Source organism: Mycobacterium sp. E2699, assembly GCF_001666745.1.
Lineage (GTDB): Bacteria > Actinomycetota > Actinomycetes > Mycobacteriales > Mycobacteriaceae > Mycobacterium.
Genome location: NZ_LZJH01000025.1, coordinates 162,693 through 174,347, shown reverse-complemented (window position 1 = coordinate 174,347; position 11,655 = coordinate 162,693). Strand labels below are relative to the sequence as shown.

The following is an 11,655-nucleotide window of genomic DNA, read 5'->3' as shown; positions in this document are numbered from 1 at the left end:
GGGGCGGAGCCGGCGCGGGCTCGGGCGCCGGCCCGGGGCCCGGGGCCGGATTGGCCGGTGAGGGCGGCCCGGTGGCCGAGTTACCCAGCGCCAGCAGCATTTCGGCGGTTCGGCGAGATAGCTGCCAGCCCCCTTGGAACGGTGCGAACTCCATCGGGAACGTGAATTTGCCGTTGTTGGCCTGGGCGGTGTTGACCGTCACGGTGGCCCGGACGTGGGACGGATTCTTGTCCGACCAGGCCATGTCGTTCGCCGCGAACGTCATCGGCAGGTAGCCGTTGTCCCGCAACGCGCCGGTGAACCTGTCCAGGGTGGCCGCGCTGTCGGCGGTCGCGCCCTCGACGAGGTCCACCTTGTTGATGCCCGGCACGTTGGGGTCGGCGAGCCGATTCAGCACCTCGGTCAGGGCTTCGGGGGGCGGCAGCGGGGCGGTCGGGGGAGCCGCCACGACGACCGGAGTCGAGGTGACCGGGACGCGCGACGAGGGGGACGACACCACCCTGGGGCCGGTGTGCGAGCATCCGGCGAGCCCGATGGCCGCCACCGCGCTGGCGGCCATCAGCGCAACGGACAGGCGTCGGTGCATACAACTCGTTCTGGTCAGGCGCCCACGTCGGCCGTCGGGCCAACGGGTGCAATGGATGTCACAGCGGGAGCCGCCGCGCCGACCCGGACGGCGCCGGCGGAGCCCGTGGCAAGGGGTTTTGGGGCCACGGCCGTCCTTTCGCTCGGCGCGATTCGTGGCAGAGATTACCAGTGGAACCAAAGTCTTAACTTTTCGTGAGCATTTGACTGCGCACATCAACCGGCAATCGCCGGTAGCGTTGAAGTACCACCGCGAATTTCGGGGCGGGAAAGGAGCGCAACATGGGTGACTCAGAGCGTTCTGAAGCATTCGGTAACACCGGTGACATTGGCATGTCCAGCGGCGATGCTGCCGAATTGGAACAGTTACGCCGTGAGGCAGCGGTGCTGCGCGAACAACTCGAGCACGCGGTTGGCACGCACGGCGGCACCCGCTCGGCCCGCGATGTGCATCAGCTCGAAGCGCGCATCGATTCCCTCGCGGCGCGCAACTCCAAGTTGATGGAGACCCTCAAGGAGGCTCGCCAGCAACTGTTGGCGCTGCGCGAGGAGGTCGACCGGCTCGGGCAGCCGCCCAGCGGCTACGGCGTCCTGCTGGCCGCGCACGACGACGACACGGTCGACGTGTTCACCTCGGGCCGCAAGATGCGCCTGACCTGCTCGCCCAACATCGAGGTCGCCACGCTGCGGAAGGGTCAGACGGTCCGGCTCAACGAGGCCCTGACCGTCGTCGAGGCGGGCACGTTCGAATCGGTCGGCGAGATCTCCACCCTGCGCGAGGTGCTCAACGACGGGCACCGTGCGCTCGTCGTCGGCGACGCCGACGAGGAGCGGATCGTGTGGCTGGCCGAGCCGCTGGTCGCCGAGGACCTGCCGGACGGCGTTCCCGACGCCCTCAACGACGACACCAAGCCCCGCAAGCTGCGCCCGGGCGACTCGCTGCTGGTCGACACCAAGGCCGGCTACGCCTTCGAGCGCATCCCCAAGGCAGAGGTCGAAGACCTGGTGCTCGAGGAGGTGCCCGACGTCAGCTACCAGGACATCGGTGGCCTGACCCGACAGATCGAGCAGATCCGCGACGCCGTCGAGTTGCCGTTCCTGCACAAGGAGCTCTACCGCGAGTACGCGCTGCGCCCGCCCAAGGGCGTGCTGCTGTACGGCCCGCCCGGCTGCGGCAAGACGCTGATCGCGAAGGCGGTCGCGAACTCGCTGGCCAAGAAGATGGCCGAGGTGCGCGGCGACGATGCCCGCGAGGCGAAGTCGTACTTCCTCAACATCAAGGGCCCCGAGCTGCTGAACAAGTTCGTCGGCGAGACCGAGCGGCACATCCGATTGATCTTCCAGCGGGCGCGTGAGAAGGCGTCGGAGGGAACGCCGGTGATCGTGTTCTTCGACGAGATGGACTCGATCTTCCGCACCCGCGGCACCGGAGTCTCCTCGGACGTCGAGACGACGGTGGTCCCGCAGCTGCTGAGCGAGATCGACGGCGTCGAGGGCCTGGAGAACGTCATCGTGATCGGCGCCTCCAACCGCGAGGACATGATCGACCCCGCGATCCTGCGGCCGGGCCGCCTGGACGTGAAGATCAAGATCGAGCGGCCGGACGCCGAGGCGGCGCAGGACATCTTCTCGAAGTACCTCACCGAGACGCTTCCGCTGCACGCCGACGACCTCGCCGAGTTCGACGGCGACCGCACGGCCTGCATCAAGGCGATGATCGAGAAGGTCGTCGAGCGGATGTACGCCGAGATCGACGACAACCGGTTCCTGGAGGTCACCTACGCCAACGGTGACAAGGAGGTCATGTACTTCAAGGACTTCAACTCCGGGGCGATGATCCAGAACGTCGTCGACCGGGCGAAGAAGAACGCGATCAAGTCGGTGCTCGAGACCGGCCAGCCCGGCCTGCGCATCCAGCACCTGCTCGACTCGATCGTCGACGAGTTCGCCGAGAACGAGGACCTGCCCAACACCACCAACCCCGATGACTGGGCGCGGATTTCGGGCAAGAAGGGCGAGCGGATCGTCTACATCCGCACCCTGGTCACGGGCAAGTCGTCGAGCGCGTCGCGGGCCATCGACACCGAGTCCAACCTGGGTCAGTACCTGTAGGGCGGCTCCGTCGCCCGGGCTAGGCGGTCACCAGCGAGTAGCTGTTGGTCAGGTCATCCTGGGTGACCTGGGCGGCTCGGGAGGTCGTGTCGATGCGCAACTCTTCGGTGAGCACGCGCGGCTGGTAGGACCATCCGTTGGGCAGCTTGAGCCGGTCGCCCAGCTTCGGCAGATCCGCACGCGACAGGGTGGGGTCGACGACCTGGCTCCAGGTCTGCATGACCCAGCGGTGCCCCTGCGGATCCTGTAGTTCGTAGACCTCTTCGCCGGCGTTGAACACGAACACCGTGTGGCGGGACACCGTGTTGACGCTGTAGGGCGCGGGGTTCATCGATGACAGCAGGACGGTGGCCTGCTGGATCATCTCGATCCCGCCGAAGGTCTTTCTGATCTGGGGGCCCTGCTGTTCCTTCTCGATGGCGTTCATCAACCAGTAGCGGGGACCGTTGAGAAGCGCTGCGGCCGCGCCGTTTTCGGCGGCGATGGCCTGCGGGTCCAGCGCCGACCACAGCTCTTCGGGGCAGTCGTTGAGCGGGAAGCTGTTGTAGACCGTGGCCTGCGGGCCGGCCTCGCCGGGGGTCACGAGAAGCACTTCGCCGTAACGCTTTCCAGCCAGGTCGGTCATCCGTGTGAAGTTAATCACCGCCGCTGGTGGCGTCAACTTCACACGCCGAGAGCGCCACGGCCCCGCGGTAGCGGTTGCGTGCGATCAGCGTCGCATGCAGGTCGTCGATCAGGGGATCCAGGAAGGTGGCGCGGTATTCGGCGTCGCCGGCGGCTCGGGCGCTGATGTACATGAACGTCAGGGCCCCGAGGAACAAGGTCATGTGGATCAGCGAATCGGGCACCGGCAGCGTGAATCCCAGCACCGTCGCGGTGCTTTTGTAGGTGTGGGTCCATTCGTTCAACAGCGCAGGCGTCAGCACGATCAGCCCGAGGACGAGGTAGATCGTGGCGGTGACCACCGCGACCACCAAGATCTGCGCCAGCTGCGAGACCGCCAGCACGAAGACGACGTTGAGCCGTTCGGCCCGCGTCAGCGGAGCGCAGTCGGGGGCGTCCGGCATGTCCGCGAAGGGCGTGCCCGCGAGCCGTTCACTGTCGTTGGGCAGCACCGACATCGTGGATCCGAGCGCCGGCCGGGCCCGTTCCCACGTCGCGGAGACGACGAATGCCACGGCGATCGAGAGCAAAAAGGCGATCGCCAGCCCCAGCCGCTGCCCGCTGATCGTCTTGGCCATGATCCAGACGTAGGTGTTGAAGAAGACCAGGGCCGTCAGCAGCACGACCGGCAGGGCGCGGACGACCAAGGCCCCGACCGTCGCAAGGTGCGAGAGCGTCATCCGCACCGCCCATCCGACCACCGATCCGACGCCACAGCCCGTCAGTGTCAGCACCGCGGCGACGACGACGGCCTCTTGAGCCAGTTCGCCGGGTCCGCCCACGGTGAGCCCGACACACGCGACCACGAGCGCCGCGATCGTCGCGATGCCCGCGCGGATCCGGCCGCTGCGCGACCGCGACACCAGCCAGCCGAAGACGGCCATCAGCGGCAGCGCGAGCCCGATGATGCTCAGCACGACCAACTCCGGGCCCGTCGGCTGCCCGGTGATCTCGACGTCGTGGCCGCCGGTGATCAGGTAGATCGGCAGGACGCAGGCCTGCAAAGTCGCGTAGGCCGCCAGCACGGGAGCCGACCGCGGCCAGAGCCGTCGCCACCGGGAGCGTCTCGTCAGCACCGAAGGCAATCCGCGCTCGAGGAACCAGCTTTCGGCCGCGCCGCTCGCCGTCCCCGGCGGGCGGCGGAGAGAAGGGCCCATGCGGGCTCACCCTAGTGGCCGATCAGCCGTGCGCCGGGGATTATCGCGCCGAATTCGGGCCCCCAGATCACCCCGCCCAGCGGGCCACATGATAAGCGGGCCTATCTTGAAGTAATGCAAAGGATTATCGGGACGGAGGTCGAGTACGGCATCTCGTCGCCGTCGGACCCGACCGCCAACCCGATCCTCACCTCGACCCAGGCGGTGCTGGCCTACGCGGCCGCCGCCGGCATCCAGCGCGCCAAGCGGACCCGCTGGGACTACGAGGTCGAATCGCCGCTGCGCGACGCCCGCGGCTTCGACCTGAGCCGCTCGGCCGGGCCCCCGCCCGTCGTCGACGCCGACGAGGTCGGGGCGGCCAACATGATCCTGACCAACGGGGCGCGCCTCTACGTCGACCACGCGCACCCGGAGTACTCCGCGCCGGAGTGCACCGACCCGCTCGACGCGGTGATCTGGGACAAGGCCGGCGAACGGGTGATGGAGGCCGCCGCGCGGCACGTCGCCAGCGTGCCGGGCGCCGCGAAACTGCAGCTCTACAAGAACAACGTCGACGGCAAGGGCGCCTCCTACGGGTCGCACGAGAACTACCTGATGTCGCGGCAGACGCCGTTCTCGGCGATCATCGCCGGCCTGACCCCTTTTCTGGTGTCGCGGCAGGTCGTGACGGGTTCGGGCCGGGTCGGCATCGGCCCCTCCGGTGACGAGCCGGGCTTCCAGCTGTCGCAGCGCTCCGACTACATCGAGGTCGAGGTCGGCCTGGAGACCACGCTGAAACGCGGCATCATCAACACCCGCGACGAGCCCCACGCCGACGCCGACCGATACCGCCGGCTGCACGTCATCATCGGCGACGCCAACCTCGCCGAGACGTCGACGTATCTGAAGCTGGGCACCACGGCGCTGGTGCTCGACCTGATCGAAGAGGGCCCCGCGCACGGGATAGACCTGACCGACCTGGCGCTGGCGCGCCCCGTCCACGCCGTCCACGCCATCAGCCGCGACCCGTCGCTGCGGGTCGCGGTGGCCCTGGCCGACGGCCGCGAGCTGACCGCCCTTGCGCTGCAACGGATCTACCTCGACCGGGTGGCCAAGCTGGTGGACGGCCGCGACCCCGACCCCCGCGCCGCCGACATCGTCGAGACCTGGGCCGATGTGCTCGACAAGCTGGAGCGCGACCCGATGGACTGCGCCGAGCTGCTGGACTGGCCGGCCAAGCTGCGGCTGCTGGAGGGTTTCCGGCAGCGGGAGAACCTGAGCTGGTCGGCGCCGCGGCTGCACCTGGTCGACCTGCAGTACTCCGATGTGCGGCTGGACAAGGGCCTGTACAACCGGCTGGTCGCGCGCGGCTCGATGAAGCGTCTGGTCAGCGAACACCAGGTGCTCGAAGCTGTCGACAATCCGCCGACGGACACGCGCGCCTACTTCCGCGGTGAATGCCTGCGCCGGTTCGGCGCCGACATCGCCGCGGCCAGCTGGGACTCGGTGATCTTCGACCTCGGTGGGGATTCGCTGGTGCGCATCCCCACCCTGGAGCCGCTGCGGGGGAGCAAGGCCCACGTCGGGGCGTTATTGGACTCGGTGGACAGCGCGGTCGAACTGGTGGAACAACTGACCAGCTAACAGTTAGAGCGGGAAACGTCGGCGCTGACCGGTACTGTAGAGAAGACTAAGCGGGCGCGTGACTTGGGATAACACGAGCCGACAACTAAGCAGGAGGCGGCGATGGCTCAGGAGCAGACCAAGCGTGGTGGTGGCGGCGGCGATGAAGACGACTTCGCCGACGGCACGGCCGCGGGCCAGGAGCGTCGCGAGAAGCTAGCTGAAGACACCGACGACCTGCTCGACGAGATTGACGACGTCCTTGAGGAAAACGCCGAGGACTTTGTCCGCGCGTATGTCCAAAAGGGCGGACAGTGACCTGGCCTTTTGCCGATCGCCTGCCCACTAACTCCGCCCTCCCCGGGAACCCGGCCATAGACCTGTCCTCGTTCGCCGACCTGCTGCGCCGCCAGGCGCCGGAGCTGCTGCCGGCGAGCCTGAGCGGCGGCGCGCACGCGGTCGCCGCCGGCGGACAACTTCCGCACGGCACCACCATCGTCGCGCTGAAATATCCCGGCGGCGTCCTCATCGCGGGTGACCGGCGCTCGACGCAGGGCAACATGATCGCCGGGCGCGACGTCAAGAAGGTGTACATCACCGACGACTACACCGCGACCGGCATCGCCGGCACCGCCGCGATCGCCGTCGAGTTCGCACGCCTCTACGCGGTGGAACTCGAGCACTACGAGAAGCTCGAGGGCGTGCCGCTCACCTTCGCCGGCAAGGTCAACCGGCTCGCGATCATGGTGCGCGGCAACCTGGCGGCGGCGATGCAGGGGCTGGTCGCCCTGCCGCTGCTGGCGGGCTACGACATCCACGCCGCGGACGCCGAAAGCGCCGGCCGCATCGTGTCGTTCGACGCCGCCGGCGGCTGGAACATCGAGGAAGAGGGCTACCAGGCGGTTGGGTCGGGCTCGATCTTCGCCAAGTCGTCGATGAAGAAGCTCTACGCGCAAGTCACCGACGTCGATTCGGCGGTGCGGGTGGCGGTCGAGGCGCTCTACGATGCCGCCGACGACGACTCTGCCACCGGCGGACCGGACCTGGTCCGCGGCATCTACCCGACGGCGGTCACCATCGGCGCCGAGGGCGCCGCCGAGGTGCCGGAGGCCCGCATCGCTGAGCTGGCCCGCGAGGTAATCGAAAGCCGTTCGCGCGCAGACACTTTCGGTCCGGATTCCGAGCCGCGGGGTGACAAGTGAGCTTTCCGTATTTCATCTCGCCCGAGCAGGCGATGCGCGAGCGCAGCGAGCTCGCGCGCAAGGGCATCGCGCGGGGCCGCAGCGTGGTGGCGCTGGCCTACGCCGATGGCGTGCTGTTCGTCGCGGAGAACCCGTCGCGTTCCCTGCAGAAGATCAGCGAGCTCTACGATCGCGTGGGCTTCGCGGCCGCGGGCAAGTTCAACGAATTCGACAACTTGCGCCGTGGCGGAATCCAGTTCGCCGACACCCGCGGCTACGCCTACGACCGCCGCGACGTCACCGGCAGGCAGCTGGCCAACGTCTACGCGCAGACCCTCGGCACCATCTTCACCGAACAGGCCAAGCCCTACGAGGTCGAGTTGTGCGTCGCCGAGGTCGCCCACTACGGCGAATCGAAACCGCCTGAGCTGTATCGGATCCTGTATGACGGATCGATCGCCGACGAGCCGCACTTCGTGGTGATGGGCGGCACCACCGAGCCGATCACCACCGCGCTCAAGGAGTCCTACGCCGAAAACGCGCACCTTCGCGAGGCGTTGGGGATCGCCCTGGCGGCGCTGCGGGCGGGCAGCGCGGAAGCGTCCAACGGCGATCAACACTCGATCGACGTGAGCAGCCTCGAGGTGGCCATCCTGGACGCCAACCGGCCGCGCCGCGCGTTTCGGCGGATCACCCGGCCCGCCCTGGAAAGCATGCTCAAGGAGCTCGACAAAAAGGGCTCCAAAGCCAAGGGCAAGACCACGGATCCCGACGAGAAGCCCAAGGACTAGACCCGGCGCGGAGGGGTCCGGTGGGCCTCGTCGGCGACGGTGCCGACTGGATCCAATCCGGCCAATAGCATCCGTGGGCGCGGCTTGCTCACATTAGCGGTCGGACAACCAGTACCCTCGATTACGTGCAGCGACGAATCATGGGCATCGAGACCGAGTTCGGTGTCACCTGCACGTTCCACGGCCATCGCCGCCTGTCTCCGGACGAGGTCGCGCGGTACCTGTTCCGGCGGGTGGTGTCGTGGGGACGTAGCTCCAACGTTTTCTTGCGCAACGGCGCCCGCCTCTACCTGGATGTCGGCAGCCATCCCGAGTACGCCACCGCCGAGTGCGACAGCCTGGTGCAGCTGGTCACCCATGACCGGGCCGGCGAATGGGTACTCGAGGACCTGCTCGTCGACGCCGAGCAGCGGCTCGCCGACGAGGGCATCGGCGGGGACATCTACCTGTTCAAGAACAACACCGACTCGGCGGGCAACTCCTACGGCTGCCACGAGAACTACCTGATCGTGCGGGCCGGTGAGTTCTCCCGGATCTCCGACGTGCTGCTGCCGTTCCTGGTCACCCGCCAGCTGATCTGCGGGGCCGGCAAGGTGCTCCAGACGCCCAAGGCGGCGACGTTCTGCCTTTCCCAACGCGCCGAGCACATCTGGGAGGGCGTTTCCTCGGCCACCACCCGCAGCCGCCCGATCATCAACACCCGCGACGAGCCGCACGCCGACGCCGAGAAATACCGGCGGCTGCACGTCATCGTCGGCGACTCCAACATGTGCGAGACGACCACCATGCTCAAGGTCGGCACCGCGGCGCTGGTGCTGGAGATGATCGAGGCCGGCGTGCCGTTCCGCGACTTCTCGCTGGACAACCCCATCCGCGCCATCCGCGAGGTCAGCCACGACATCACCGGCCGCCGCCCGGTCCGGCTGGCGGGCGGGCGTCAGGCCAGCGCCCTGGACATCCAGCGCGAGTACTACAGCCGCGCCGTCGAGCACCTGCAGACCCGGGAGCCCAACGCGCAGATCGAGCAGGTCGTCGACCTGTGGGGTCGCCAACTCGACGCCGTCGAGAGCCAGGATTTCGCCAAGGTGGACACCGAGATCGACTGGGTGATCAAGCGCAAGCTGTTCCAGCGCTATCAGGATCGCTACAACATGGAGCTGTCCGACGCGAAGATCGCTCAGCTGGACCTGGCCTACCACGACATCAAGCGCGGCCGCGGCGTCTTCGACCTGTTGCAACGCAAGGGCCTGGCCGCGCGCGTGACCACTGACGAGGACATCGCCGAGGCCGTCGACCACCCGCCGCAGACCACCCGCGCCCGGCTGCGCGGGGAGTTCATCAGCGCCGCGCAGGCCGCCGGCCGCGATTTCACCGTCGACTGGGTGCACCTGAAGCTCAACGACCAGGCGCAGCGCACGGTGCTGTGCAAGGACCCGTTCCGGGCCGTCGACGAGCGGGTCAAGCGGCTGATCGCCAGCATGTAGACGGTAGTTTCCAACCGCGGCAGCGCCCGTGTGACTGATGTGGCCATTGTGAATGCTGCGACTCGCCGGCCGGTGCAGGCGCGGGGCGGGCGGCGGCTATAACCTGGTGCAAATGGCGACCTCGAAAGTCGAGCGGTTGGTCAACCTCGTCATAGCGCTGCTGTCCACCCGCGGCTACATCACCGCCGAGAAGATCAGGTCCAGCGTCGCCGGCTATTCCGACAGCCCCAGCGCCGAGGCGTTCTCACGGATGTTCGAGCGCGACAAGAACGAGCTGCGTGACCTGGGCATCCCCTTGGAGGTCGGCCGGGTGTCGGTCACGGACCCCACCGAGGGCTACCGGATCAACCGCGACGCGTACGCGCTGCCGCCGGTGGGGCTGACGCCGGACGAGGCGGCGGCGGTGGCGGTCGCCACGCAGCTGTGGGAGTCACCCGAATTGATCACCGCCACCCAGGGCGCGTTGCTCAAGCTGCGCGCCGCCGGCGTGGACGTCGACCCCTTTGATATCGACGCCCCGGTCGCCATCGCGTCCCCGGCCGGGGTGCCGGGCCTGCGCGGATCTGAAGAAGTGCTGGGAATCCTGTTGTCTGCCATCGATTCCCGTCAGGCCGTGCGGTTCCCGCACCGGCCGTCCCGAGCCGAGCCCTACACCACGCGCACCGTCGAGCCGTGGGGCGTGGTCACCGAGAAGGGCCGCTGGTATCTGGTCGGCCACGACCGCGACCGCGACGCCACCCGCACCTTCCGGCTGTCCCGGATCGGCGCGGACGTCACTCCGATCGGCCCGCCCGGCGCGGTCACCGTGCCCGACGGCGTCGACCTGCGCAAGATCGTGGCTCAGACGGTCACCGAGTGGCCGGGCGGGGGACAGGCCCGGGTCTGGGTCGCCGACGGGCGGGCCACCGCCCTGCGGCGGGCAGGGCGGGCGATCGCCGCGCGCGAGGTGGCCGGGCGACGCGGCGAGGTGATCGAACTCGACATCGTCTCAGCCGACCAGCTGGCGCGCGACGTCGCCGGCTACGGGCCCGACGCCGTCGCCCTCGAGCCGCAATCCCTGCGCGACGATGTCGTTTCCCGGCTGCGGTCGCACGTGGAAGCGGGCGGCAGATGACTCCCGTATCCACCCGGTTGGTCCGGCTGCTCAACATGGTGCCGTACTTCCAGGCCAACCCGAAGGTCACCCGCGCCAAGGCCGCCGCCGACCTGGGGGTGTCCGCCAAGCAGCTGGAGGAGGACCTCAACCAGCTGTGGATGTGCGGCCTCCCCGGCTACTACCCGGGTGACCTCATCGACTTCGAGTTCTCCGGCGACACCATCGAGGTGACGTTCTCGGCCGGCATCGACCGTCCGCTCAAGCTCACGTCGCCCGAGGCGACGGGCCTGCTGGTGGCGCTGCGGGCGCTGGCCGACATTCCCGGCGTGGTCGACCCGGAAGCGGCTCGCAGTGCGATCGCCAAGATCGAGGCCGCCGCGGGCGCCGTCGGGCAGGACGTCACGGCGGCCGTCGACGAGCCCGCCCCCGTCGAAAGCCGGGCCGCCGCCGCGGTGCGCACCGCCGTGCAGTACAAGCACGCGCTGGCCATCGACTACTACTCCGCCTCGCACGACACCCTGACCAGCCGGATCGTCGACCCCATCCGCGTCCTGCTGATCGGCGGGCACAGCTACCTGGAGGCCTGGTCGCGCGAGGCCGAGGGCGTCCGGCTGTTCCGTTTCGACCGGATCGTCGACGCCACCGAGCTGGGCGAGCCGGCCGCCGCCCCCGAGCCGGCGCGGCAGGCGCCGCCGGACACCTCGCTGTTCGACGGCGATCCGGCGCTGCCGTCGGCCAAATTGTGGGTGGCCCCCTCGGCGTCCTGGATGTTCGAGTACTACCCGATGCGGGAGGTGCTCGAGCTGGCCGACGGCTCGTGTGAGGCCGTCATGACGTATGCCTCCGAGGACTGGATGACCCGCCTGGTGCTGGGCTTCGGCTCGGCGGTGCGGGTGCTTGAACCGGAGTCGCTGGCCCGGCGTGTACGGGATGCCGCCGCCGCGGCCCTGGAGTCCTACCAGGTCGCGGCGCGGCCACAGTAGC

Annotated in this window: 11 protein-coding genes; 8 read left to right on the top strand and 3 right to left on the bottom strand. The window is 68.6% G+C overall.

Going from position 1 to position 11,655, the window contains the following annotated elements; genetic code table 11:
- Positions 1–586 (bottom strand): hypothetical protein (locus A5696_RS02535; protein WP_082968886.1); only part of this gene is annotated, 586 nt, incomplete at its 3' end.
- A 281-nt stretch (positions 587–867) separates the two neighbouring features.
- On the opposite strand from A5696_RS02535, the gene arc reads away from it, so the two are divergent.
- A complete protein-coding gene (gene arc / locus A5696_RS02530; RefSeq protein WP_067872859.1) occupies positions 868–2,697 on the top strand; it encodes a proteasome ATPase in 1,830 nt (609 codons plus the stop codon).
- A gap of 19 nt (positions 2,698–2,716) precedes the next feature.
- Here the strand turns inward: arc and A5696_RS02525 are convergent, their stop codons facing one another.
- Positions 2,717–3,322 (bottom strand): hypothetical protein, encoded by a 606-nt coding sequence (locus A5696_RS02525; protein WP_067872856.1) that lies wholly within the window; start codon positions 3,320–3,322, stop codon positions 2,717–2,719.
- A gap of 10 nt (positions 3,323–3,332) precedes the next feature.
- The gene (locus tag A5696_RS02520; RefSeq protein WP_082968884.1) at positions 3,333–4,517 is read right to left on the bottom strand and encodes a hypothetical protein; all 1,185 of its coding nucleotides are present in this window, start codon (positions 4,515–4,517) and stop codon (positions 3,333–3,335) included.
- 114 nt (positions 4,518–4,631) lie between these two features.
- Between A5696_RS02520 and dop the strand changes: the two genes are divergently transcribed.
- The 7 genes from dop to A5696_RS02485 all read left to right on the top strand — a co-directional run bounded on the left by dop (position 4,632) and on the right by A5696_RS02485 (position 11,654).
- Positions 4,632–6,140, top strand: coding sequence for a pup deamidase/depupylase (gene dop / locus A5696_RS02515; RefSeq protein WP_067872853.1), 1,509 nt, complete (start codon positions 4,632–4,634; stop codon positions 6,138–6,140).
- Between the two features lie 102 nt (positions 6,141–6,242).
- Entirely contained in the window at positions 6,243–6,437 is a 195-nt protein-coding gene (locus A5696_RS02510; RefSeq protein WP_066913345.1) for a ubiquitin-like protein Pup, read from the top strand.
- On the top strand, positions 6,434–7,321 hold the full coding sequence (gene prcB / locus A5696_RS02505; protein ID WP_067872851.1) for a proteasome subunit beta: 888 nt from the start codon (positions 6,434–6,436) through the stop codon (positions 7,319–7,321). The genes A5696_RS02510 and prcB overlap by 4 nt, the downstream gene beginning before the upstream one ends.
- Positions 7,318–8,091, top strand: coding sequence for a proteasome subunit alpha (gene prcA, locus A5696_RS02500; RefSeq protein ID WP_067872848.1), 774 nt, complete (start codon positions 7,318–7,320; stop codon positions 8,089–8,091). Before prcB ends, prcA begins: the two co-directional genes overlap by 4 nt.
- A gap of 125 nt (positions 8,092–8,216) precedes the next feature.
- A complete protein-coding gene (gene pafA, locus A5696_RS02495; protein WP_156738220.1) occupies positions 8,217–9,575 on the top strand; it encodes a Pup--protein ligase in 1,359 nt (452 codons plus the stop codon).
- 112 nt (positions 9,576–9,687) lie between these two features.
- Positions 9,688–10,689 (top strand): YafY family protein, encoded by a 1,002-nt coding sequence (locus A5696_RS02490; protein ID WP_067872930.1) that lies wholly within the window; start codon positions 9,688–9,690, stop codon positions 10,687–10,689.
- The gene (locus A5696_RS02485; protein WP_067872842.1) at positions 10,686–11,654 is read left to right on the top strand and encodes a YafY family protein; all 969 of its coding nucleotides are present in this window, start codon (positions 10,686–10,688) and stop codon (positions 11,652–11,654) included. Before A5696_RS02490 ends, A5696_RS02485 begins: the two co-directional genes overlap by 4 nt.
- Position 11,655 lies beyond the last annotated feature (1 nt).